Annotated in this window: 18 protein-coding genes; 14 read left to right on the forward strand and 4 right to left on the reverse strand. The window is 63.4% G+C overall.

What is annotated here, in order from left to right; all coding sequences use genetic code 11:
- Window positions 1–824 precede the first annotated feature (824 nt).
- The 14 genes from B3361_RS03900 to B3361_RS03965 all read left to right on the forward strand — a co-directional run bounded on the left by B3361_RS03900 (window position 825) and on the right by B3361_RS03965 (window position 18,410).
- A complete protein-coding gene (locus B3361_RS03900) occupies window positions 825–2,141 on the forward strand; it encodes a nucleotide sugar dehydrogenase (RefSeq protein ID WP_009684459.1) in 1,317 nt (438 codons plus the stop codon).
- A gap of 73 nt (window positions 2,142–2,214) precedes the next feature.
- On the forward strand, window positions 2,215–3,696 hold the full coding sequence (locus B3361_RS03905) for a glycosyltransferase family 2 protein (RefSeq protein WP_009684460.1): 1,482 nt from the start codon (window positions 2,215–2,217) through the stop codon (window positions 3,694–3,696).
- 36 nt (window positions 3,697–3,732) lie between these two features.
- A complete protein-coding gene (locus B3361_RS03910; protein WP_054905662.1) occupies window positions 3,733–4,899 on the forward strand; it encodes a PilZ domain-containing protein in 1,167 nt (388 codons plus the stop codon).
- Between the two features lie 12 nt (window positions 4,900–4,911).
- The gene (gene algK / locus B3361_RS03915; RefSeq protein WP_286920114.1) at window positions 4,912–6,357 is read left to right on the forward strand and encodes an alginate biosynthesis TPR repeat lipoprotein AlgK; all 1,446 of its coding nucleotides are present in this window, start codon (window positions 4,912–4,914) and stop codon (window positions 6,355–6,357) included.
- The gene (locus B3361_RS03920) at window positions 6,354–7,832 is read left to right on the forward strand and encodes an alginate export family protein (protein ID WP_054905664.1); all 1,479 of its coding nucleotides are present in this window, start codon (window positions 6,354–6,356) and stop codon (window positions 7,830–7,832) included. The genes algK and B3361_RS03920 overlap by 4 nt, the downstream gene beginning before the upstream one ends.
- 16 nt (window positions 7,833–7,848) lie before the next feature.
- Window positions 7,849–9,408 carry a mannuronan 5-epimerase AlgG gene (algG, locus tag B3361_RS03925; RefSeq protein ID WP_054905665.1) on the forward strand — a complete coding sequence of 520 codons (1,560 nt, stop codon included), beginning with the start codon at window positions 7,849–7,851 and terminating at the stop codon, window positions 9,406–9,408.
- Between the two features lie 13 nt (window positions 9,409–9,421).
- Window positions 9,422–10,864 carry an alginate O-acetyltransferase gene (locus tag B3361_RS03930; protein ID WP_047149990.1) on the forward strand — a complete coding sequence of 481 codons (1,443 nt, stop codon included), beginning with the start codon at window positions 9,422–9,424 and terminating at the stop codon, window positions 10,862–10,864.
- Between the two features lie 7 nt (window positions 10,865–10,871).
- Window positions 10,872–11,975 carry a mannuronate-specific alginate lyase gene (locus B3361_RS03935; RefSeq protein ID WP_054905667.1) on the forward strand — a complete coding sequence of 368 codons (1,104 nt, stop codon included), beginning with the start codon at window positions 10,872–10,874 and terminating at the stop codon, window positions 11,973–11,975.
- Between the two features lie 140 nt (window positions 11,976–12,115).
- Window positions 12,116–13,573: an MBOAT family O-acyltransferase gene (locus B3361_RS03940; protein WP_009684468.1), complete on the forward strand. Its 1,458-nt coding sequence runs from the start codon at window positions 12,116–12,118 to the stop codon at window positions 13,571–13,573.
- Between the two features lie 10 nt (window positions 13,574–13,583).
- Window positions 13,584–14,741 carry an alginate O-acetyltransferase gene (locus tag B3361_RS03945; RefSeq protein WP_054905668.1) on the forward strand — a complete coding sequence of 386 codons (1,158 nt, stop codon included), beginning with the start codon at window positions 13,584–13,586 and terminating at the stop codon, window positions 14,739–14,741.
- Between the two features lie 20 nt (window positions 14,742–14,761).
- A complete protein-coding gene (locus tag B3361_RS03950) occupies window positions 14,762–15,409 on the forward strand; it encodes an alginate O-acetyltransferase AlgF (protein WP_029887405.1) in 648 nt (215 codons plus the stop codon).
- 35 nt (window positions 15,410–15,444) lie between these two features.
- Window positions 15,445–16,899 (forward strand): mannose-1-phosphate guanylyltransferase/mannose-6-phosphate isomerase, encoded by a 1,455-nt coding sequence (locus B3361_RS03955; protein ID WP_054905669.1) that lies wholly within the window; start codon window positions 15,445–15,447, stop codon window positions 16,897–16,899.
- A 181-nt stretch (window positions 16,900–17,080) separates the two neighbouring features.
- Complete coding sequence (locus tag B3361_RS03960; RefSeq protein WP_054905670.1) at window positions 17,081–17,545, forward strand: hypothetical protein; 465 nt, start codon at window positions 17,081–17,083, stop codon at window positions 17,543–17,545.
- Window positions 17,546–17,597: 52 nt separating this feature from the next.
- Window positions 17,598–18,410 carry an SDR family oxidoreductase gene (locus tag B3361_RS03965; RefSeq protein WP_054905671.1) on the forward strand — a complete coding sequence of 271 codons (813 nt, stop codon included), beginning with the start codon at window positions 17,598–17,600 and terminating at the stop codon, window positions 18,408–18,410.
- A gap of 130 nt (window positions 18,411–18,540) precedes the next feature.
- Here B3361_RS03965 and B3361_RS03970 read toward each other — a convergent pair whose 3' ends face one another.
- From B3361_RS03970 to B3361_RS03985, 4 genes are all read right to left on the reverse strand, one after another.
- The gene (locus B3361_RS03970; protein WP_054905672.1) at window positions 18,541–19,335 is read right to left on the reverse strand and encodes an SDR family NAD(P)-dependent oxidoreductase; all 795 of its coding nucleotides are present in this window, start codon (window positions 19,333–19,335) and stop codon (window positions 18,541–18,543) included.
- 153 nt (window positions 19,336–19,488) lie between these two features.
- Complete coding sequence (locus B3361_RS03975) at window positions 19,489–20,940, reverse strand: efflux transporter outer membrane subunit (protein ID WP_054905673.1); 1,452 nt, start codon at window positions 20,938–20,940, stop codon at window positions 19,489–19,491.
- Window positions 20,937–21,998 (reverse strand): HlyD family secretion protein, encoded by a 1,062-nt coding sequence (locus B3361_RS03980; protein ID WP_009685812.1) that lies wholly within the window; start codon window positions 21,996–21,998, stop codon window positions 20,937–20,939. Before B3361_RS03980 ends, B3361_RS03975 begins: the two co-directional genes overlap by 4 nt.
- 28 nt (window positions 21,999–22,026) lie before the next feature.
- On the reverse strand, window positions 22,027–23,568 hold the full coding sequence (locus B3361_RS03985; protein WP_082414707.1) for an MFS transporter: 1,542 nt from the start codon (window positions 23,566–23,568) through the stop codon (window positions 22,027–22,029).
- Window positions 23,569–23,766: the final 198 nt, after the last annotated feature.

Below are 23,766 nucleotides of genomic sequence, written 5' to 3' on the forward strand. Positions count from 1 at the left end.
CGCATGACCGCACGGTGATCAGCACTGGTTGCTGTCACGTGTGTCATTTATCACGGCTCGGCCGCTGCACCGGCGGTCAAGCAGGCCGAGCAGGTTCAGCAAGGTGAGACTTCGTTATCGTCATTTTTATGACGCCAAAAAAACCTTACATCAACGTGTAAACACCGGCGCCGGTGCGACCGTTCGTACCTTTTCTGACGAAATCTGAAAAAATTTTCCGATGCTGGCATTAAAACATCTCGCAACAGTTTCGCCCTTGATACATCGGGGGCAAACCGGCGCGTGCTATCAAATTGAAATTGTCAGCAGCTTAATAAATATTTAGAAATCTTTCATCAAGACAAAACCCGTTCAGGAACTTCTCATATCAACTACCGCTCATAGAGCCGTAACGAATTTCCTGCCCACGGGTTGTGAGAGATGACTTACAGATGACAATGGCAAGGTATCCACTACCTGCCACAACATACAGACAGGCCGCCCGGCTAACGCCCAAGTGCCTGCCCTTACAGGAGACAAGCGTCCCGTACAACTCGTCCTAGTGGTTGATTTCAAAGGATTTATCCCACTTGAAAAACAAGCACAGCAAAGCGCCGAGTAGCGCCTTGCAATAACGACGGCTGCATGACAGGGCACGTTTTTACTACTTGGCTTTTAAATGCCTAATTTGAGTGCATAACTTTTCGTGCACTCCGGACTTATGTTGCCTGCGCTCGGTGAAGTGTGCATTCGCCATGAACCCGTGCGCCTGAAAACTGCTGTTAATCAACCCAGCCCGGCACTCCACGGAGGCGTCGGCGTGATAAACACATGAGGTGATAGCGATGCGTATTAGCATCTTTGGTTTGGGTTATGTGGGTGCAGTCTGTGCAGGCTGCCTGACGGCGCGTGGCCATGAAGTAATCGGTGTGGACGTGTCCAGCACCAAGATCGACCTGATCAACCAGGGCAAGTCGCCGATCGTCGAACCTGGCCTGGAAGCACTGTTGCAACAAGGCATCGCCAATGGTCGCCTGCGCGGCACCACCGACTTCGCCGAGGCCATTCGCGCCAGCGATGTATCGATGATCTGTGTGGGCACCCCCAGCAAGAAAAACGGTGACCTGGGCCTGGAATACATCGAGTCGGTGTGCCGGGAAATCGGCTATGTGCTGCGCGACACCACGCGCCGCCATACCATCGTGGTGCGCAGTACCGTGTTGCCAGGCACCGTCAAGAACGTGGTGATCCCGATCCTCGAAGATTGCTCGGGCAAAAAGGCCGGCGTTGACTTCGGCGTCGCGGTGAACCCGGAATTCCTGCGTGAAAGCACTGCAATCAAGGACTACGACCAGCCACCGATGACCGTCATCGGCGAACTGGACAGCGCCAGCGGCGACATCCTCCAGGCGCTGTACGAAGAACTTGACGCCCCGGTCATCCGCAAGCCGATCGAAGTGGCCGAGATGATCAAATACACCTGCAACGTGTGGCATGCCACCAAGGTCACCTTCGCGAACGAGATCGGCAACATCGCCAAGGCTGTCGGTGTGGATGGCCGTGAAGTGATGGACGTGGTCTGCCAGGACAAGGTGCTCAACCTGTCGCAGTACTACATGCGCCCCGGCTTTGCCTTCGGCGGCTCGTGCCTGCCGAAGGACGTGCGCGCCCTGACCTACCGTGCCGCCAGCCTGGACGTGCGTGCCCCGCTGCTCGACTCGCTGATGCGCAGTAACGAGTCGCAGGTGCAAAACGCCTTCGAACTGATCGAAGCCCACGACAAACGCAAGGTCGCCCTGCTTGGCCTGAGCTTCAAAGCCGGCACCGACGACCTGCGCGAAAGCCCACTGGTGGAGCTGGCCGAACGCCTGATCGGCAAGGGCTACCAACTGGATATCTACGACGAGAACGTCGAATACGCCCGCGTTCATGGAGCCAACAAAGACTACATCGAATCGAAGATCCCGCACGTATCGTCGCTGCTCAACGGTGACTTCCACAAGGTCATCGACAACGCCGACATCATCGTTCTGGGCAACCGTGACGAGCAGTTCCGTGCCCTTGCCCAGCAAGTACCGGCCGGCAAACAAGTAATCGACCTGGTCGGCTTCATGAGTGAACCGACCAGCGCAGCCAGCCGCACCGAAGGCATCTGCTGGTAAGCCCTGGGCCAGGCGGCGCAAGGTTCCCCACTTGCGCTGCCGCCCTTTCCCGAATTTTCCACGGATGCTGAACATGCAAAGGCTCCAGACAGTGCTGTTGCAGTGCGCCGGTTGGCTGCTCTACATGAGCCTGCTCATGCTGATCGCCCTGGCCCTGCCAGCCGATATCTTCGACTCGCAATCGAAGCACTTCATCTTCCTGGTCGGCGCCGTCGGCATCTGGCGCTACTCGATGGGCGCCACCCATTTCATCCGCGGCATGATCTTCCTCTACGGTGTGTACCCCTACCTGCGCCGCAAGGTGCAGAAAATGGGCAGCGCCGCCGACCCGTCGCACGTGTACCTGATGGTCACCAGCTTCCGCATCGAAGCATTGACCACCGCTCAGGTGTACAGCTCGGTGATCCGCGAGGCGATCAACTGCGGTTTCCCCACCACCGTGGTCTGCTCGCTGGTGGAAATGTCCGATGAATTGCTGGTGAAGAGCCTGTGGGCCAAGTACAACCCGCCGGCCCACGTGAAGCTGGACATCGTCCGTATCGCCGGTACTGGCAAGCGCGATGGCCTGGCCTACGGCTTCCGTGCCATCTCCCGCATGCTGCCGGACGAAAACGCCGTGGTGGCGGTGATCGACGGTGACACCGTGCTGGCCGATGGCGTGGTGCGCAAGACCGTACCGTGGTTCAAGCTGTACCCCAATGTCGGCGGCCTGACCACCAACGAGTTCTGCGAAGTACGTGGCGGCTACATCATGAGCGAATGGCACAAGCTGCGCTTCGCCCAGCGCCACATCAACATGTGCTCGATGGCCCTGTCCAAGCGCGTACTGACCATGACCGGGCGCATGTCGATGTTCCGCGCCAGCGTGGTCACCAACCCCGAGTTCATTGCCGACGTCGAAAGCGACTCGCTGATGCACTGGCGCCTGGGCCGCTTCAAGTTCCTGACCGGTGACGACAAGTCCAGCTGGTTCAGCCTGATGCGCCTGGGCTACGACACCTTCTACGTGCCGGACGCTGCCATCAACACGGTCGAGCACCCGCCGGAGAAAAGCTTCTTCAAGGCCAGCCGCAAGCTGATGTACCGCTGGTACGGCAACAACCTGCGGCAGAACTCCCGTGCGCTGGGCCTGGGCCTGCGGCGCCTGGGGCTGTTCACCAGCATCGTGCTGTTCGACCAGCGCGTATCGATGTGGACCAGCCTGCTGGGCCTGACCGTGGCGGTGATCGCCAGCCTCAAGTTCGGCCTGGCATACCTGCTGGTGTACCTGCTGTGGATCGGCATTACCCGCCTGATCCTCACCGTGATGCTGCTGTGCTCTGGCCACAACGTCGGCCCGGCCTACCCGCTGATCCTCTATTACAACCAGATCATCGGCGCGCTGATGAAGATCTACGTGTTCTTCCGCCTCGACAAACAGTCGTGGACGCGTCAGCCCACTGCCCTCAAGCGTGACCTCGCCAGCTTTCAACAATGGTTCAACACCTGGTCCTCGCGGACCATGACCTTCTCGGCGGCCAGCATCTTCGTTGCTGTGCTGTTCATGGTCGTGTGAGCCCAACCCGGATCGGATCTAACAGGAACAAACCCCATGAATACCGCCGTGAATGTCAACGTCGTGCATGAGTCCGAAGCCCAGCGCCAGCACGCCCGGGTACGCATCCCCGCCAAGCTGCGCTTCATCGACGCCCAGCGCCAGGCCCACGATGTGAAAGTCGACGACCTTTCCGCCGGAGGCTTGAGCTTCCACACCAAGCAGCAACTGGCGGTGGGCGATGCGTTGCGTGGGCGGTTGATGTTCACGGTCGACAACCTCGGCCTGTCGATGGACATCGAATTCCAGGTGCGCTCCTACCACCCCGACAGCGGGCGTACCGGTGCGCAATTCCAGAACCTGGAGCCCCGCGACATCGCCACCCTGCGCCATATCATCACCTCGCACCTGTCGGGTGAACTGATCACTGCCGGCGACGTGCTCAGCACCCTGCAGCGCGACAACTTCACCAAGGCGCGCAAGCAGAAGGACGGCGGCAGTGGCCTGAGCCCCTTCGGCCGGCTCAAGGCCGTTACCGTCACCCTCGGTGTGTTCGTGGTCGGCATCGCCGCCTTCGGTTTCGTCGCCAAGTCGTTGTACGGCATGTACTTCATCAGCCATGCCGAAGCCGGTGTGGTCGCAGTACCCACCACCAATGTCACCATGCCGCGCGACGGCACCGTGAACAGCCTGGTGGAGAGCGGTGGGCAGGTGGCCAAGGGCGCGCCACTGGCCAGCTTCACCACCAGCATGCTGGACATGCTCAAGGGCAACCTCGACGACACGCAACTGGAACCGGCGAAGATCGAGGAACTGTTCGGCAAGCAACTCTCCGGCACCCTCACCAGCCCCTGCGATTGCGTGGTCGCCCGCCAGTTGGTGGACGACGGCCAGTACGCGGCCAAGGGCCAACCGATCTTCCAGCTGATTCCGCGTACCACCAACCCGATGGTCGAGGCGCGTTTCAGCTACCGCCAGTTCGATGAGGTCAAGCCAGGCACCCGGGTCAATTTCCAGGTCGCCGGCGAAGACGAAGTGCGTACCGGCCAGATCGTCAGTAGCGCCAGCCTCAACAGCGAAGACCTGGCCTCCGACATCCGTGTGCAGATCAAGCCCGATAGCGGCCTGCCTGCCGAGCTGGCCGGCCGCCCGGCGGCAGTCAACAGCGACCGTGGCCCGTCGCTGAACTGGCTGATCGACAAAGCCGCGGCCCGTGGGCTGTAAGAGGATCGGACGATGATCGCTGATACCAACACCTGCCCCCACAGGTTCCGTGTGAACCTGGGTCTGTGTGGCCTGGCCATGGCCATCACCTTGGCCGGCTGCGCCGGCCTGCCCGACCAGCGCCTGGCCAACGAAGCCCTGAAGCGCGGTGACACGGCATTGGCCGAACGCAACTACAAGGCCCTGGCCGACCTGGGCTACAGCGATGCGCAAGTGGGCCTGGCCGACATCAAGGTGGCCAGCCGCGACCCGGCGCAAATCAAGGAGGCCGAGGCCACCTACCGCGCTGCCGCTGCGTCCTCGTCGCGCGCCCAGGCCCGCCTTGGCCGCCTGCTGGTGGCCAAGCCCGACAGCACCCAGGCCGAGCGTGAAGAAGCCGAAACGCTGCTGAAACTCGCCGCCCGCCAGGGTGAAGGCAACACCCTGATCCCGCTGGCGATGCTGTACCTGAGCTACCCGCAAAGCTTCCCCAAGGTCAACGCGCAGCAGCAGATCGACCAGTGGCGCGCCACCGGCAACCCGGAAGCGGGCCTGGCCCAGGTGCTGCTGTATCGCACCCAGGGCAGCTACGACCAGCACCTGGACGACGTGGAGAAAATCTGCAAGGCCGCCCTGAGCGCCACCGACATGTGCTACGTCGAACTGGCCACCGTGTACCAGAAGCGCGGCCAGACCGACCAGCAGGCCGCCCTGCTCGGCCAGCTGCAGGCGGCCTACGCCCGTGGTGCCGTGCCAGCCAGCCGGGTCGACAGCGTGGCCCGGGTGCTGGCCGATCGCAGCCTTGGCCAGACCGATGAAAAAACTGCCAAGGACTTGCTCGAACAGGTGGCACCGGCCAACCCGGCGTCGTGGGTCAGCCTGGCGCAATTGCTGTACGAGTTCCCCGAAATGGGCGACACCGACCAGTTGCTGGCCTACATCGACAAGGGTCGCGAAGCCGAGCAGCCACGTGCCGAACTGCTGCTGGGCCGCCTGTACTACGAAGGCAAGACCGTACCGGCCGACGCCAAGAAAGCCGAACGCCACCTGCAGGCGGCCGCCGACGCTGGCGAAACCAGCGCCCATTACTACCTGGGCCAGCTGTACCGCCGTGGTTACCTGGGCAACGTCGAGCCGCAAAAGGCTGTCGACAACCTGCTGGCCGCCGCCCGCGGTGGGCAGATCAGCGCCGACTATGCCTTGGCCCAGTTGTTCAGCGAAGGCCATGGCATTCGCCCGCAACCAGGCAATGCCTGGGTGTTCGCCCAGCTGGCACAAGCCAACCCCACGCCGCAGGCGGCAGAAATGCTGCAACGGCTCGAGCCGCAGCTGACCCCGGACCAGCGCCACCAGGCCGAGCAACTGCTGGCTCAGGAAAAGCAGGCCCGCGGCAGCATGAGCCAAGGCGCCAACAGCACCCTGGCCACCGAAGCCCTGCAAGACGACGAACCAGAAGTAGACGGTGAGGACTCGCTATGACGCTCAATCCCTTCGTGAAAGCCGGCATCGGCCTGAGCTTCGCCCTGCTGTGGTCCTGCCCGACCCTGGCGGAAATGACCGCTGAGAAAAATTTCGGCCTGGACGTGAAAATCACCGGCCAATCCGAAGACGACCGTGACCTGGGTACCCGCCCCGGCGGCGACGTCAACGGCCTGGGCCTGGACCTGCGCCCATGGGTGTACGGCGAGCGCGGCAACTGGAGCGCCTACGCCATGGGCCAGGCGGTCGCAGCCACCGACACCATCGAAACCGACACCCTGCGCCAGAACGACGACGGCACCACCACCGACACCGGTGACGACAGCCGCAAGCCAGACAAAAGCTACCTGGCCATGCGCGAATTCTGGGTCGGCTACAGCGGCCTCACCGCCTACCCTGGCGAGCAACTGCGCCTGGGTCGCCAGCGCCTGCGCAGCGATGACGGCATGTGGCGCGACACCAACATCGAGGCGCTGAACTGGACCTTCGACACCACCTTGCTCAAGGCCGACCTGGGCGTGGCCCAGCGCTTCAGCGAATACCGCACCGACCTCACCGAGCTGGCGCCCGAGGACAAGGACCGTACGCACGTCTACGGCAACATCGCCACGCAATGGACGCCCGGCCACTGGGTTGGCCTGCGCGCCCACCACACCCATGACAGCGGCAGCCTGAACCAACCCGGGGAAACCGTCGATGCACTGGACAAGACCCGCACCGGCGACCTCACCTGGCTGGGCCTCGAGGCCAACAGCGACGCCTACAACTGGCGCAATGACCACACCGTCAACTATTGGGGCAGCGTCACCTGGCTGACCGGCGACCGCGACAAGCTCACCACCCAACAGGTGGGTGACGATCAGGTGGCCACCGGCAAGCAGAGCGGCAACGTCAATGCCTGGGCCACCGACCTGGGTATCCGCCTGCGCCTCGACCCGCAATGGCAGGTGGGTGCAGCCTACGCCCGCGGCAGCGGCGGCGGCGGTGACGATGGTTCGAACAACTTCGAGCAGACCGGGCTGGAAAGCAACCGCTCCAACTTCACCGGCACCCGCTCGCGGGTACACCGCTTCGGTGAGGCCTTCCGCGGCGAGCTGGGCAACCTGCAGGCGGCCACGCTGTTCGCATCGTGGCAACTGCGCGATGACTATGACGCCAGCCTGATCTACCACAAGTTCTGGCGCGTCGATGGCAACCAGAACATCGGCTCCAGCGGCATCAACGCCGTGGTCGACGACAACGGTGTGAACCGCCAACTGGTCGACGGTGAAAAAGACCTTGGCCAGGAGATGGACGTGGTCGTGACCAAGTACTTCAAGCAAGGCCTGCTGCCCGCGTCCATGAGCCAGGCCATCGACGAGCCGTCTGCCCTGGTGCGCCTGCGCGCGGGTGTATTCAAGCCGGGCGACGCCTATGGCAAGGAAGCGGACTCGTACATGCACCGCGCCTTCGTCGACGTGATCTGGCGCTTCTGAGGCCGGGAGAAACCTGATGAACCTTCACCCGCACCTACGTCACAGCCTGTTGGCCAGCGCCTTGTTGCTGGCCTCGGGCCTGGCCGTCGCCGCAGAGCCCAAGGTCATTGCCAAGGAGCTGCAGCAGGCCAAGACCTACACCGTGGCCAGCGCGCCGATCGAGCCCCTGCACCTGGCCCCGCCCAAGCTGCCCGACCTGAGCGGCTACACTGCCCAGGCCGTGCAGAAGAAGATCGACCGCAGCCACAAGGGCAAGGTCAGCCTGCGCCGCATGTTCCAGGAGGACACCCTCAAGGAATTTGTCGGCGGCGACAACAAGGCGGCCGAGTGGGTCCAGCGCCAGCACGGTATTCCGCAGGCGATCTTCATCGATGACGGCCATGTCGACCTCGTCGAGCTGAGCAAGCAGGTGCCGCGACAGTACCTGCGCGAAGTCGAGCCGGGCGTGTACCTGGCGCGCCTGCCGATCGTGGTCGGCCGCAAGGGCATCCTCGAGATCGATGGCAAGGTCAAGCAATTGCGCCTGTCCCAGGAGGGCGGCGCGTTCCTGGTCAACGACGGCAAGCTGTTCGTCACCGACACCCAGGTGACTGGCTGGCGGGAAAAAGACAACGGCCCGGCGACCTTCCGCTCGCCCAAGGAGTTCCGCCCGTTCCTGCTGTCGTGGGGCGGTACCGAGACCTATATCGTCAATACCAGGATGGCCAGTTTCGGCTATGCCAAGTCCAAGTCGTACGGCGTGAGCATTTCGCAGTACACCCCGAACATGGCCAAGCGCATGGGCCGCCCGGAACCCACCGGCTGGATCATCGGTTCGCAGTTCAGCGACATGTGGTACGGCTTCTACTGCTACGAAACCCAGGACTTCGTGGTCAAGGACAATACCTACAACGACAACATCGTCTATGGCATCGACCCGCACGACCGCTCGCACCGCCTGATCATCGCCGGCAACACGGTCTACGGCACCAAGAAGAAGCACGGCATCATCATTTCGCGTGAGGTCAACGACAGCTGGATCATCAACAACAAGAGCTACGACAACAAGCTCTCCGGCGTGGTGATTGACCGTAACAGCGTCAACAACCTGGTGGCCTACAACGAGATCTACCGCAACCACACCGACGGCATCACCCTGTACGAAAGCGGCGACAACCTGATCTGGGGCAACAAGCTGATCAACAACCGCCGCCACGGCATACGCGTACGTAACAGCGTGAACATCCGCCTGTACGAGAACGTGGCCATGGCCAACGGCCTGGTCGGCGTGTACGGCCACATCAAGGACTTGTCCGACACCGACCGCGACATCGCCCTCGACCCGTTCGACACCAAGGTGTCGCTGATCGTGGTGGGCGGCGAACTGGCGGCCAACGGCTCAGGCCCGCTGTCGATCGACTCGCCGCTGTCGGTCGAGCTGTACAAGGTATCCATGCTCGCCCCGCGCAAGGCCAGCGGCATCAGCCTCAACGGCGTGCTGGGCGAGCGCCAGGACGAAATCCTCGACCTGCTGGTCCGCCAGCAGAAGGCTGTGCTGATCGACCCGGTCGAGCGCCAGACCGAAATGATCGATTAAGGAAGCCCAGACCATGACTCCACACCTGATGAAACTGCTGGGCCTGTCCGCTGCCCTTCTGGCAATCAGCCAAGGCGTGCGCGCCGATGAAGTCAAGGCCCCGACCTTCACGGCCGAACCCTGCTGCCAGCTGTGCCCCGAAGCGCACGATGCCAGCCGCTACACCACCCGCTACCAGCAGAACTTCACCACCCTGGTGCAAGCCAAGGGCGACTGGCTGTTCCGCACACGCGAAGACTTGCGCACCGAGTTCAGCACCACGCCGGCCGGCTACAAGCGCCTGCAACAAGTGCACGACGCGTTCAAGAAGCGTGGCGTGGAGCTGGTGATGGTGTACCAGCCCACCCGTGGCCTGGTGAACCGCAACATGCTCAACCCGGCCGAGAAAGCTGCGTTCAACTACCAGAAGGCACTGGGCAACTACCAGGCCATGCTCAAGCGCTTCGCCAGCATGGGCTACAACGTGCCCGACCTGTCGCCGCTGACCAACGAGCAACTGGCCGCCGCCGACCAGGGCAAGGACTTCTACTTTCGCGGTGACCAGCACTGGACACCGTACGGTGCCCAGCGCGCCGCCAGGATCGTCGCCGACACCGTGCACAAGATGCCGGCTTTCGAGGGCATCCCGCGCAAGGAATTCGAAACCAAGAAATCTGGCCGCATGGGCAAAACGGGCACCCTGCACAACGTAGCCGGCCAACTGTGTGGCACCAGCTATGCGATCCAGTACATGGACCAGTTCGCCACCGAGCCGAAAGGCTCCAGCGGCGGCGGCGACGACCTGTTCGGCGACAGCGGCAACGCACAGATCACCTTGGTCGGCACCAGCCACAGCGGCAAGAACTACAACTTCTCCGGTTTCCTCGAGCAGTACATCGGCGCCGATGTGCTCAACGTCGCCTTCCCCGGCGGTGGCCTGGAAGGCTCGATGATCCAGTACCTGGGCAGCGAGGAATTCCGCAAGAACCCGCCCAAGATCCTGATCTGGGAGTTCTCGCCGCTATACCGCCTGGACCAGGAAACCATCTGGCGGCAAATCCTTGGCCTGCTCGACGATGGCTGCAATGACCGCCCGGCGCTGATGAGCGCCAGCACCACGCTCAAGCCCGGCAACAACGAGCTGATGGTCAACGGCAAGGGCGGCGTGGTGAAACAGCTGATCAACCGCAACCTGCAGATGGATGTCAGGTTCGACGACCCATCGGTGAAGGTGCTGCAAGCCACCCTGTGGTACCTCAACGGCCGCCACGAAGACATCAAGCTGGAAAAACCGGAAACCTCCGACACCGACGGCCGCTTTGTCTTCCAGATGCGTGAGGACGAGGACTGGGCCGACCAGAGCCTGCTGGCGTTCGAGGTGCAAGGCCCGGAAAGCGGCACCCAAAAAGTCGAAGCCAAACTCTGCAAACGCAACAACTTCGCCGTGCCTGCGCAAACCGCGCAAGCCGGCCAGTGAGGCGACCATGACCGTATTCAAGCAAATCTTTCGCCCTGCCCTGCTCGCCATGGCGCTGTTCGGCAGCGCCGCGCATGCTGCGCTGGTGCCACCCCAAGGCTATTACGAGGGCATCGAGAAACCCAAAACGGGCGACGGCAATTTCCGCTGCGAGCCGGCACCAAAACCCTACACCGGTCCGCTGCAATTCCGCAGTAAGTACGAAGGCTCCGACAAGGCCCGTGCCACGCTCAATGTCGCCTCGGAAAAGGCCTTTCGCAAGTCGACCGAAGACATCACCACGCTGGAAAAGGGCGTGAGCAAGATGGTCGGCCAATACATGCGTGATGGCCGCCCGGCGCAACTCGACTGCACCTTGGCTTGGCTGGGGACCTGGGCGCGGGCCAATGCGCTGCTGTCCACCGACTACAACCACACCGGCAAGTCGATGCGCAAATGGGCCCTGGGCAGCATGAGCGGCTCGTGGCTGCGCCTGAAGTTCTCCACTGCCCAGCCGCTGGCCGCGCACCAGGCCGAAGCCGAGCTGATCGAGAAATGGCTGGACCGCCTGGCCGAGCAGACCGTGCAGGACTGGAGCAACCTGCCGCTGGAGAAGATCAACAACCACAGCTACTGGGCCGCCTGGTCGGTGATGGCCACCGCCGTGGCCACCGACCGCCGCGACCTGTTCGACTGGGCGGTGAAGGAATTCAAGGTGGGTGCCAACCAGGTCGACGAGCAAGGTTTCCTGCCCAACGAGGTCAAGCGCAAGCAACGTGCCCTGGCCTATCACAACTACGCCCTGCCGCCGCTGGCGATGATTGCCAGCTTCGCCCAGGCCAATGGCGTGGACCTGCGCAGCGAAAACAACTTTGCCCTGCAGCGCTTGGGCGAAGGTGTGCTCTACGGCGCCCGCGACCCCCGTCACTTCGCCGAACGAGCCGGTGAGAAGCAGGACATGAAAGACCTCAAGGTCGACAACAAGTACGCCTGGCTCGAGCCTTGGTGCGCGCTGTACCACTGCGTCGGCGACACGCTGGAGCGCAAGCACGGGATGCAGCCGTTCAACAGCTTCCGGCTGGGCGGCGATGTGACCCGGGTCTATGACCCGAGCGCAGCAAGCAAGAAGTGAACTGACTCCCATTGTGGGGTCGGTACCTGTGGGGGCGGGCCTGCCCGCTCCCACAGGGATCTAAGTTGCCCTCCAGCTTTTTGCTGGGGGGTTTGGGGGGCGCTGTGCCCCGGATGCTGTGAACAATAAGGAGAACCGGGATGGTCTTCTCGTCCAACGTGTTCCTGTTCCTGTTCTTGCCGATATTCCTCGGCCTGTATTACTTGAGCGGGCAACGTTATCGCAACCTGCTGCTGCTGGTCGCCAGCTACATCTTCTATGCCTGGTGGCGGGTGGACTTCCTGGCGCTGTTCGCCGGGGTCACCCTGTGGAACTACTGGATCGGCCTGAAAGTGGGTGCCGCCGGCGTGCGCACCAAGCCGGCACAGCGCTGGCTGCTGCTGGGGGTCGGTGTCGACCTGGCCATTCTCGGCTACTTCAAGTACGCCAACTTCGGTGTCGACAGCCTGAATGCGATCATCACCTCGTTTGGCCTGGAGCCCTTCATCCTCACCCACGTGCTGCTGCCGATCGGTATCTCGTTCTACATCTTCGAGTCGATCAGCTACATCATCGACGTGTACCGCGGCGACACCCCGGCCACGCGCAACCTGATCGACTTCGCCGCATTCGTGGCCATCTTCCCGCACCTGATCGCCGGCCCCGTGCTGCGTTTCAAGGACCTGGTCGACCAGTTCAACAACCGCACCCATACCCTGGACAAGTTCTCCGAAGGCTGCACCCGCTTCATGCAGGGTTTCATCAAGAAGGTGTTCATCGCCGACACCCTGGCAGTGGTCGCCGACCACTGCTTCGCCCTGCAGAACCCGACCACCGGGGATGCCTGGCTCGGCGCCCTGGCCTACACCGCGCAGTTGTACTTCGACTTCAGCGGCTACAGCGACATGGCCATCGGCCTGGGGCTGATGATGGGCTTCCGCTTCATGGAAAACTTCAAGCAGCCATACATCAGCCAGTCCATCACCGAGTTCTGGCGGCGCTGGCACATCAGTCTGTCGACCTGGCTGCGCGACTACCTGTACATCACCCTGGGCGGTAACCGCAAAGGCACCTTCAACACTTACCGCAACCTGTTCCTGACCATGCTGCTGGGCGGCCTGTGGCATGGCGCCAACTTCACCTACATCATCTGGGGCGCCTGGCACGGCATGTGGCTGGCGATCGAGCGGGCGCTGGGCATCGACACCAACCCGCAGCGTTTCAACCCGGTGAAATGGGCCTTCACCTTCCTGCTGGTGGTGGTCGGCTGGGTGATCTTCCGCGCCGAAAACCTGCACGTCGCCGCACGCATGTATGGCGCCATGTTCAGCTTCGGCGACTGGCAACTGTCGGAACTCAACCGTGCCCAGCTCACCGGCCTGCAGGTCGCCACCCTGGTGATCGCCTACCTCACCCTGGCGTTCTTCGGCCTGCGCGACTTCTACCGCAACGCCAAACCCACGCCCAAGGCCACCCCGGTGCAGGTCAACAGCGACGGTTCGCTGGGCCTGGACTGGACCCGGGTCATGACCCGCGCGCTGGTGTTGCTGCTGTTCGTGGCCTCGATCCTCAAGCTTTCGGCGCAGAGCTACTCGCCGTTCCTCTACTTCCAGTTCTGAGGTGGCTGACATGACCCGAACGTTACGCATTACCTATTCGCTGTCCTTCATCGGCCTGTTGGTGGGCATGGGCGTCTGGTCCACCGGTGGGCTGGAAAGTTTCCAGCGCACCGAACAGATGACCCTGCTCAACGGCAAACTGGCCAAGGCAGCCGAAACCCATTACGACGACCAGTTCCCGATCAAGCGCCTGGGCACCAACCTGTGGGCGGCGATGGACTTCAAGCTGTTCCACGAAGGCCGCCCTGGCGTGGTGCTGGGCCGCGACCAGTGGTTGTTCAGTGACGAAGAGTTCAAGCCCACCGCCGGTGCCGAACACCTGATGCAAGAGAACCTGGCGCTGATCCGCGGTGTACGCGACACCCTGCAGCAGCACGGCGTGCACCTGGTGCTGGCGATCGTCCCGGCCAAGGCGCGGGTGTATGCCGAATACATCGGCAAGCAACAACCGGCCAGCTTGCATGACGACCTGTACAACCAGTTTCACGCCCAGGCACGCCAGGCCAACGTATTTGCGCCCGAGCTGATGGGCCCACTGGCGCAGGCCAAGGCCCGCGGCCAGGTGTTTCTGCGTACCGACACCCACTGGACGCCGATGGGTGCCGAAGTGGCGGCGCAGGCGCTGGCTGACGCCGTGCGCCGGCAGAACCTGCTCGACGGCGCCCCGCAGGCCTTCATAACCGAAGCAGGCAGCACAGCCCCGTACAAAGGCGACCTGACCAACTTCCTGCCACTGGACCCTTTGTTCAGCAACCTGCTGCCCGCCCCGGACAGCCTGCAACAACGTACCACCCGGGCCGCCGAGGCCGAGGGTGACGGTGCTGACGCGCTGTTCGCCGACAGCCGCATACCGGTGGCACTGGTTGGCACCAGCTACAGCGCCAACCCGCACTGGAACTTCCTTGGCGCCCTGCAGCAGGCGCTGCGCAGCGACGTGGCCAATTACGCCGAGGACGGCCACGGCCCGTTGGTGCCCATGCTCAAGTACCTGCAAAGCGATGCCTTCAAGAACGCCGCGCCACAAGTGGTGGTGTGGGAATTCCCAGAACGATATCTGCCAATGAAGAACGACCTCAGCAGCTTCGACCCGCACTGGGTCGCGCAGCTGAAGAACGCCCGTAAATCCGAAGAAAACCTGGCCTTGTCGTCCACCCGGACGAACCACTGACTGAAGAGAGGAACACGCACATGACTACCAAGACTTCCATTGCCAAAGCCCTCACCCTGGCGGCCGGCCTGTCCCTTGCCTCCATGCAGGCCTTCGCCGGCGCCGACGCCGCCCTGTATGGCCCCAGCGCGCCGAAAGGCTCCACGTTCGTGCGGCTGTACAACGCCACCAGTGCACCGGCTGCCGCCAGTGTGGGCAACACCCAGATCAAGCAGGTTGGCGCCCAGGCCAGCAGCGATTTCAGCTTCCTGCCTGGCGGTGACTACACCGCCCAGGTCGGCGGCAAGAGCGTGCCGGTCAAGCTGGCCTCGGACAAGTACTACACACTGGTCAACAGCAGCAGCGGCAACCCGAAGCTGATCGAAGAGCCGCCGTTCAAGAACAAGCAGAAAGCCCTGGTGCGCGTGCAGAACCTGAGCGACCAGCAGCTGACCCTGAAAACCGCCGACGGCAAGACCGAAGTGGTCAAGCAGGTGGCCGCCAACGGCCGTGGCGAGCGCGAGATCAACCCGGTCAAGGTGAACCTGGCGCTGTACCAAGGTGACAAGAAAGTGGGTGACGTGAAGCCAGTCGCCCTTGAGCGCGGCGAAGCCGCAGTGCTGTACGTAACGGGTTCCGGCAACGCCTTGTCGCCGGTGTGGGTAACTCGCCCCGTGGCTAGCAACTGATTCCCCTGCCTCTCAACGACTATTGGAGAAACATGATGATCCCGGTAATTCTTTCTGGTGGTAGCGGTTCGCGTCTGTGGCCTTTGTCGCGCAAGCAGTTCCCCAAGCAGTTCCTGGCCCTGACCGGTGAACATACGCTGTTCCAGCAAACCCTCTCGCGCCTGGCGTTCGAGGGCATGGACACGCCGATCGTGGTCTGCAACAAGGACCACAAGTTCATCGTGCAGGAGCAGCTGGCTGCCCTGAAGCTGGAAACCCAAGGCATCCTGATGGAGCCGTTTGGCCGCAATACGGCGCCCGCGGTGGCCATGGCCGCGATGAAACTGGTCAACGAAGGCCGCGACGAACTGATGCTGGTGCTGCCTGCCGACCATGTGATCGAGGACCAGAAGGCCCTGCAACGTGCCCTGGCCCTGGCCACCGTCGCGGCAGAGCGCGGCGAGATGGTGTTGTTCGGGGTACCGGCGACCAAGCCGGAAACCGGCTACGGCTACATCCGCTCCAGCCAGGATGCATTGCTGCCCGAGGGCGTGGCGCGGGTCGCGCAGTTCGTCGAGAAGCCCGACGAGAAGCGCGCCACCGAGTTCGTCCAGGCCGGTGGTTACTTCTGGAACAGCGGCATGTTCCTGTTCCGCGCCAGCCGCTTCCTTGAGGAGCTGAAAAAGCACGATGGCGATATCTACGACACCTGTGTACTGGCCTTGGAGCGTAGCCAGGAAGACGGCGATGTGCTGAGCATCGACCCCGCCACTTTCGCCTGCTGCCCGGACGACTCCCTCGACTACGCGGTGATGGAAAAAACCCAGCGCGCCTGTGTCGTGCCGATGTCGGCCGGCTGGAGTGACGTGGGCTGCTGGTCGTCGTTGTGGGAGGTGCATGAGAAGGACGACAATGGCAACGTCACCAAGGGCGATGTGGTGGTGCAGGACAGCCGCAACTGCATGATCCACGGTAACGGCAAGCTGGTGTCGGTGATCGGCCTTGAGAACATCGTGGTGGTCGAGACCAAGGACGCCATGATGATCGCCCACAAGGACAAGGTTCAGGGCGTGAAGCAGATGGTCAAGACACTGGACGAACAGGGCCGTAGCGAAACCCAGAACCACCTGGAAGTGTATCGCCCATGGGGTTCTTACGACTCGGTGGACATGGGCGGCCGCTTCCAGGTCAAGCACATCACCGTCAAGCCAGGCGCCAGCCTGTCGCTGCAGATGCACCACCACCGCGCCGAACACTGGATCGTGGTGTCCGGCACTGCCGAGGTGACCTGCGACGAAAACGTGTTCCTGCTGACCGAGAACCAGTCGACCTACATCCCGATTGCGTCGGTGCACCGCCTGCGCAACCCGGGCAAGATCCCGCTGGAGATCATTGAGGTGCAGTCCGGGAGTTACCTGGGCGAAGATGATATCGAGCGCTTCGAAGATGTGTATGGGCGCACCTCTACGCCGGTCGAGCGTGGGGTTTCGGTGAAGACCATCGCGCAGTAAAGCGGCAAGCGGCAAGCGGCAAGCTACAAGAAACAGCGGGGCGGCGTCGAATCTAAAATTGTGGGTTCTCCACCGCCCTGCTTTTTCTAGTAGCTTGTAGCTTGTAGCTTGTAGCTTGTAGCTTGCAGCTTGCAGCTTGCCACTCCAAGATGTGCCGAGACTCGAACGGAATCCGCACATCATGATCATCGGTGCCGTCCTTATCCTCACCTGGCTGGTGCTGCTGTTGCGCTACCCGGCCAAGGCCCTGCCCATTTCCCTGGCCGCCGTGTGCGGCCTGGGCCTGGTGGCCCTGTTCGTTGCCTGGCAGGACACCCGCGAAGCCTCGCAACTGGCCCGCCTGGACCTGCGCCTGCGCTACGCCCCAGACCAGTGCCCCGCCGACCGAACCCTGCAGGTGCACATGAACAACGGCAACCCGGTACCGCTCACCGAACTGCGTTGGCGCGTAGCCGCCTATGCACCGGGCGATACCGTGAACCTCGCCGAAAATACCTACAACGCGCCGCGCTACCGTGGCCCTGGCGAACTGCAGCCGGGGGCCGAGTGGATAGACTGCTTGCCCTTGCCGCCCCTGCGTTCCGGTTACCGACCACAAACCCTGGAGTTTCGGGCTGAGCACCTGCAAGGTACATTTGCCAATTGATTCATTGCCTGTACTGGCGACACACCTCTCACCTTGATCAAAGGCCCCCACCATGCCCACCGTCCTGATCACCGGTTGTTCCAGCGGCATCGGCCGCGCCCTGGCCGACGCCTTCCGCGATGCTGGCCACCACGTCTGGGCCACCGCCCGCAAGCCTGAAGATGTCGAACAACTGAGTGCCGCCGGCTACACCGCCCGGCAACTGGACGTGAACGACAGCGATGCCCTTGCCCGCATGGCCGAGGAACTGGACAGCCTCGATATCCTGATCAACAACGCCGGCTACGGCGCCATGGGCCCGTTGCTCGATGGCGGCGTGGATGCGCTGCGCCAGCAGTTCGAAACCAATGTCTTCGCCGTGGTAGGCGTCACTCGCGCGCTGTTCCCGCTGCTGCGCCGCTCACGGGGCCTGGTGGTGAATATCGGCAGCGTATCCGGCGTACTGGTCACCCCGTTCGCCGGCGCCTACTGCGCCTCTAAGGCCGCCGTGCATGCCCTGAGCGATGCCCTGCGCCTTGAGCTGGCACCGTTTGGCGTGCAGGTGATGGAAGTGCAACCCGGGGCGATTGCCTCGCAGTTCGCCAGCAACGCCCAGCGCCAGGCCGAGCAGGTAGTGGGGGCGGATTCGGCGTGGTGGCCGTTGCGTGAACAGGTGCAGGCGCGGGCGCGGGCTTCGCAGGACAAGCCGACTTCGGCGGCGGTGTTTGCCAAGGGCGTGCTGGCGGCAGTGAGCAGGTCACCGGTACCGGCTGTGGTGCGCTTGGGCAATGGCAGTACGGCGTTGCCGTTGATGGCTCGGTTGCTGCCGCGGCGTTTGCTGGATTGGGCGTTGCGCAAGCGCTTTGGCCTGCTGCGACCGCTTTGATTCTTTGCTTGCCTGTGCTGGCCTCTTCGCGGGCTTGCCCGCTCCCACAGGTATGGCACCCGCTTCGGAATCACACTACTCCTGTGGGAGCGGGCACGCCCGCGAAGAGGCCGGTACAGGCAGTAGACAATCAGGCAATGGACCGCAGCACCCCGCCGTCCACCCGCAACGCCGCCCCGGTGGTAGCACTGGCCTGCAGCGATGCCAGATACACCACCATGTTGGCCACCTCTTCCACTGTCGCCAGCCGCTTGATCAGCGAACTGGGCCGGTGCTCGGCCAGGAAGCTGGTTTCCAGTTCAGCAGTCGTCACCCCCTGCTCCTCAGCCAGCTTGGCGAAGAAGTCACCCACGCCTTCAGAGCGCGTCGGCCCAGGCAGCACGGCATTCACCGTTACCCCGGTGCCCGCCAGGGTCTCGGCCAGCCCTCGTGACACCGCCAACATCGCGGTCTTGGTCATGCCGTAGTGAACCATCTCGGTCGGGATCTGCAGCGCCGACTCACTGGACAGGAACACCACCCGCCCCCATTTGCGCTCGGCCATGCCTCGGGCATAGTGGCGCGACAGGCGCACCGCGCTAAGCACGTTGACGTCGAAGAAGCGCTGCCAGTCTTCGTCTTCGATCTCGAAGAACGGCTTGGGCTCGAAGATGCCCAGGTTGTTGACCAGGATGTCGGTATGCGGCACCTGGTCGAACAGCTTTTGCGCACCTTCCTGGGTGCCGAGGTCGGCAGCGATGCCGATGATGCGCGCTTGTGGCAAGCGTTCGCGCACGGCGTTAAGCGCTTCGTCGACGCGGGATTGGGTGCGGCCGTTGAGGACCACTTCGGCGCCGGCTTCGGCCAGACCTATGGCGATGGCCAGACCAATGCCGGCGGTGGAACCGCTGACGATCGCGCGTTTGCCGTTCAGGGAAATGTGCATCTTTGCCTCCTCATCTGTCTGGGAAATCGCCGGGGCTGCTTTGCAGCCCTTCGCGGGCAAGCCCGCTCCTACAGGTATTGCGCTGTACCTGAGACCTGCGCTGTACTTGTGGGAGCTGGCTTGCCGGCGATGGGCCGCAAAGCGGCCCCGCCTTCAAGCTTTCTTCACCGGTTGCTGATCAAACGCCTGCCAGCCACCCCCCAAGGCCTTGTACAGCGCCACCAGCGCCTGCGACACCGCCGCCGAGCTGTCGATCCACTGTTCCTCGCTGGCCAGCAAGGCACTCTGCACCGTCAGCACGTTGAGAAAATCCACCGCCCCTTGCACGTACTGGCGCTGGGCGGTTTCCAAGGCGATGCGGTTCTGCCGCACGGCCTCGGCCAGGTGATCACGGCGCAACTGACTGGCGTTGTACAGGCGTAGCACATCGTCAATCTCATGCCAGGCCCCCAGCACCACCTTGCGATAATTAAGCGCCGCTTCCTGCTGCTGCGCCTCGCGCAATTCCAGGGTGCCCTTGAGTCGGCCGCCCTCGAAGATCGGCAATGAAAGCTGTGGCCCAAAGGCAAACCGGCGCGCGTCCCAGGCACCGAAATCGGACAACTGCATGGCCTGGAAGCCGACACTGCCAGACAGCCGGATGCTCGGGTAGAAGTCGGCCTTGGCCACGCCGATGCTGGCGGTGGCAGCGTGCAGGCGAGCCTCGGCCTGGCGGATGTCCGGCCGGCGCTCGGCCAGCTCGGACGGCAAGCCGATGGCGAACTTCTGCCGCGGCGCAGGCAGTTCGCCGCCCTGTAGCAACTGGGCCTGCAGGCTGCGCGGGGGGTCGGCGGCGAGCAGGCTGAGGGCGTTGATCAGTTCATCGCGCCGGGCTTCGAGGCTGGGCAGACGCGACTCGATGGACGCCACCTGGGCACTGGCCTGGGCTACGTCGAGGCGGGTAGCGACGCCTTCGGCCTGGCGGCTTTCCGAAAGCTTCAGGCTGTGCTGGGCGACCTTGAGGTTGTCGCGAGTGACATCGATGGTGTGCTGCACCGCACGCAACTGGATGTAGTTGCCGGCAGTTTCCGACAGTAATGCCAACAGCACCCCGCGGCGGTCGTTCTCCGCCACTTCGACCGTGGCATCGGCCGCCTCGACCTGGCGCCGCACGCGGCCCCACAGGTCCAGCTCCCAACCCGCTACCAAGTCGCCCTGCCAGAGGTTGAAGGCTTGCTTGCCCGCCTTGCCAGACGGGTCGCTCAGGCCTTCGGCGCTGTTGCGGGCACGGCTGTAGCCGGCAGCAACATCCACCGCCGGCATTTCATCGGCGGCCACGGTGCTGCGCAAGGCCCGGCTTTGTACCAGCCGGGCACTGGCCATCTGCAAGTCGAGGTTGCGCTCGGCAACGCGCTGGATCAATGCGCTGAGCTGGGCATCGTGGAAACTTTCCCACCAGCGCAGCTCCAGCGGTTCGGCCTGCGGCTGGCTGGCCGCCGCCTCACCTTGCAGCGGCGCCCATTGTTGCGGTGCCTGGCTGTCGGGGCGCAGGAAGTCCGGGCCCATGCTGCAGCCAGCCATCAGGACGGCCAGCAGTAATGGGCTCACGCGTAATGCCGCTTTCATCGTGCGCTGACCTCTTTGCCGTTCAGCTTGTCGCCACGGGTATCGATGGTCGCTTCCACCGACATGCCCACGCGCAAGCGGGCGAGCAGCGGCTGGCCATCATCGAAAACGATCTTCACCGGAATGCGCTGCACCACCTTGGTGAAGTTGCCGGTGGCGTTGTCCGGCTTCACGGCGGCGAAGGTCACGCCGGTGGCCGGGGCGATACTCTCCACATGGCCTTGCAGCTTCTCGCCGGAGAAGGTGTCGACGCTGATGCTCACCGGCTGGCCCGGCTGCACGTGGGTCAGCTGGGTCTCCTGGAAGTTGCCGACCACATAGGCCTGCTGCAACGGCACCACCGACAGCAGGCGAGCGCCCGGGTTGACGTAGGCGCCGACCCGCAGCGCGCGCTCGCCGACCATGCCGTCCACCGGCGCGGTGATGCGTGTGTAGGACAGGTCAAGCTGGGCTTTTTCAAGGCCCGCTTCGGCGCGTTTGAGCTGGCCATCGGCACTGGCTACCTGGGCGGTAAGGATGTCCACTTGCTTGCGCGCCGCCACCAGCGCTGCTTGGGAATTGGCCAGCCGCGCGCGGGCCTGGTCGACCCTGCTGCGTGCCTGCTGGGCATTCTGCACGGTACCGGCGCCCTGCTCGGCCAGGCGGCTGTAGCGGTTGACCTCATGGTCGGCGAACGCCGCTTCGGCCTGGGCCGCTTTCACCGCAGCTTCGGCCTGGGCAATCAGCGCGGCCTGGCGTTCGAGGGTGGCGCGGGCATCGGCGCTTTGCGCCTTGGCCACCAGCAATTGCGCCTGCGCCGCATCCAGCGCGGCCTGGTAGTCACGGGCATCGATGGTCGCCAATAGCTGGCCAGCCGTGACCTGCTGGTTGTCCTCCACCAGCACCTCTTTGATAAAGCCGGCTACCTTGGGCGCGACCACCGTGTAGTCGGCGATCACATAGGCGTCATTGGTGCTCTGGCGGTGGTCGCTGCCGAACAGCCAGGGGCCGACGATGCCAGCCAGGACAGCCACGGCGAGCACCGAGCCGATGAACAGGGTTTTGCGGTTGTTGGTCATATCAGCGGTTCTCGAATTCATCCAGGGTTCAGGCCACCGCGCGCGGCGGGTAGACCCGAGTGGGCACGAAAGGAATCAGGCAGATCAGGGCCACGGCGATGCAGGCCATAACCAGGTAAAGGTCGGCCGAGGTCAGCACCAGCGCCTGATCGTGGATGCGCCTGGCCAGGCCAGCGGCGTTATCGTCGACCAGCGGAGCGTTGCCCAGGCTGTCCACCAGGTGGTTGGAATGGAAGTGCCGGCGCAGGGTGCCAAGCGCATCCAGCAGGCCACCGGCGATCACCGCGGCCAGGCCCTTGACGGTGTTGAACCAGCTGGAGGCGAACGGGCCTTCCTGCGGGGTCATGCCGTTGGTGGACAGCATCAGCAACGGCAGCACCGCCATCGGCTGGCCGAACACCTGCAGCAGGTAGAACGGGTAGAAGTCGCCACGGATCCATTCGCTGGTCAGCAGGCTGCTGCCAACACAGGACACCGCCAGCATCGCCAGGCCGATGCCCAGCACCCAGCGGCAGTCCACCGCGCGGATGTTGCACAGCGCTGCGGTCAATGGCAGGGCGATCAACTGCAGCATCGCCACCAGCATCATCAGCGGGCTGGTCTGCGCCGGCCGGTAGCCCTGGATCTGCGCCAGGTAGGCCGACGGAATGCTGCCGACACCCGACAGCACGACCAGCACGCCGGCCAAGGTCACCAAGGCGAAACTCAGGTTGCGCCGCGACAGCATGCGCAACTGGAAGAACGGCAGCGGCTCGGACCATTCGTTGAACATGAACAGCACCAGCAACAGCAGCCCACCCCCGAGCAGCCAGCAGATCAGCGGCGAGTCGAACCAGCCCCAGCGGTCCCCCAGCGACAAGCCCAGGACGATACTGCTGATGGCCGGCAGGCCAAGCACCACGCCACGCCAGTCGAACTGCCTGAAACGCTCCAGGCGCAGCGGGTCCTGCGGCAGGCCCCAGCCCACACAACACATGGCCAGTGCCGACGGCAGAATGATCTGCCAGAATGCCCATTGCCAGCCCACGTATTCAGTCCACAACCCGGCCAGCGGGGTACCGAGGTTGGGGCCGAACGTGGCGGTCAGGGCGTAACAGGCCAGGCCGTACACTTTGATGCCCGGCGGTAGGAAACGCAGGGCCACGCTCATCAGCATCGGTGGCAAGGCGCCGGCGGCAAAGCCCTGCAGCACGCGCAACAGCATCAGGCTGTGCAGGTTGGGGGCGAACGGCTGCAGCAAGCCGAGCACGGCGAACAGGCCAATGGCGCTCAGGGTGAAGCGCCGCAGCGAGAAGGTGGTGGCCAGCCACGGCGCAAAGGCCATGGCCGAGACCGAAGCGGCGCTGTACACCGCCAGCAGCCAGGCACCTTCGTCGGCCCCGATGCCCATGGCGCCGCGGATGTCGGCCAGGGAAATCTTGGTCACCGACTCGTTGAGGCCCGCACACAACACGGCCAGCAATACACCGAACAGACCGACCACTACCTGCAGGCCGAACGCCGTCTGCGCAGGCGCAGCCGGCGCGGGGGCGGCGGCAGGTGCGGCAGGTGCGGCAGACAGGGCGGACAGGGAACTCATGCAACGACATCTCCAGCAACAAATTTGCGACTGGAGCAAGTCTAAGAAGGTGGAATGCTGACGAAAACTGACTTCTCGGTAGTTTTATGTTGCGTCAGGCGCAATCCACTTTTTTGCAGGTCTGGCCCAATCGCCGGAAAGCCAGATTGTATGGTTAGACTTGAAGGGAGGAGGAGGGACAAAGCCAGC

The sequence above is a fragment of the Pseudomonas sp. UBA6699 genome, from assembly GCF_002454615.1.
GTDB lineage: Bacteria > Pseudomonadota > Gammaproteobacteria > Pseudomonadales > Pseudomonadaceae > Aquipseudomonas > Aquipseudomonas juntendi.

Bases quoted from the DNA above. Each gene is read 5' to 3' on its own strand.
- B3361_RS03900 (WP_009684459.1), top strand. From the start codon at position 825: ATGCGTATTAGCATCTTTGGTTTGGGTTATGTGGGTGCAGTCTGTGCA.
- B3361_RS03905 (WP_009684460.1), top strand. From the start codon at position 2,215: ATGCAAAGGCTCCAGACAGTGCTGTTGCAGTGCGCCGGTTGGCTGCTC.
- B3361_RS03910 (WP_054905662.1), top strand. From the start codon at position 3,733: ATGAATACCGCCGTGAATGTCAACGTCGTGCATGAGTCCGAAGCCCAG.
- algK (WP_286920114.1), top strand. From the start codon at position 4,912: ATGATCGCTGATACCAACACCTGCCCCCACAGGTTCCGTGTGAACCTG.
- B3361_RS03920 (WP_054905664.1), top strand. From the start codon at position 6,354: ATGACGCTCAATCCCTTCGTGAAAGCCGGCATCGGCCTGAGCTTCGCC.
- algG (WP_054905665.1), top strand. From the start codon at position 7,849: ATGAACCTTCACCCGCACCTACGTCACAGCCTGTTGGCCAGCGCCTTG.
- B3361_RS03930 (WP_047149990.1), top strand. From the start codon at position 9,422: ATGACTCCACACCTGATGAAACTGCTGGGCCTGTCCGCTGCCCTTCTG.
- B3361_RS03935 (WP_054905667.1), top strand. From the start codon at position 10,872: ATGACCGTATTCAAGCAAATCTTTCGCCCTGCCCTGCTCGCCATGGCG.
- B3361_RS03940 (WP_009684468.1), top strand. From the start codon at position 12,116: ATGGTCTTCTCGTCCAACGTGTTCCTGTTCCTGTTCTTGCCGATATTC.
- B3361_RS03945 (WP_054905668.1), top strand. From the start codon at position 13,584: ATGACCCGAACGTTACGCATTACCTATTCGCTGTCCTTCATCGGCCTG.
- B3361_RS03950 (WP_029887405.1), top strand. From the start codon at position 14,762: ATGACTACCAAGACTTCCATTGCCAAAGCCCTCACCCTGGCGGCCGGC.
- B3361_RS03955 (WP_054905669.1), top strand. From the start codon at position 15,445: ATGATCCCGGTAATTCTTTCTGGTGGTAGCGGTTCGCGTCTGTGGCCT.
- B3361_RS03960 (WP_054905670.1), top strand. From the start codon at position 17,081: ATGATCATCGGTGCCGTCCTTATCCTCACCTGGCTGGTGCTGCTGTTG.
- B3361_RS03965 (WP_054905671.1), top strand. From the start codon at position 17,598: ATGCCCACCGTCCTGATCACCGGTTGTTCCAGCGGCATCGGCCGCGCC.
- B3361_RS03970 (WP_054905672.1), bottom strand. From the start codon at position 19,335: ATGCACATTTCCCTGAACGGCAAACGCGCGATCGTCAGCGGTTCCACC.
- B3361_RS03975 (WP_054905673.1), bottom strand. From the start codon at position 20,940: ATGAAAGCGGCATTACGCGTGAGCCCATTACTGCTGGCCGTCCTGATG.
- B3361_RS03980 (WP_009685812.1), bottom strand. From the start codon at position 21,998: ATGACCAACAACCGCAAAACCCTGTTCATCGGCTCGGTGCTCGCCGTG.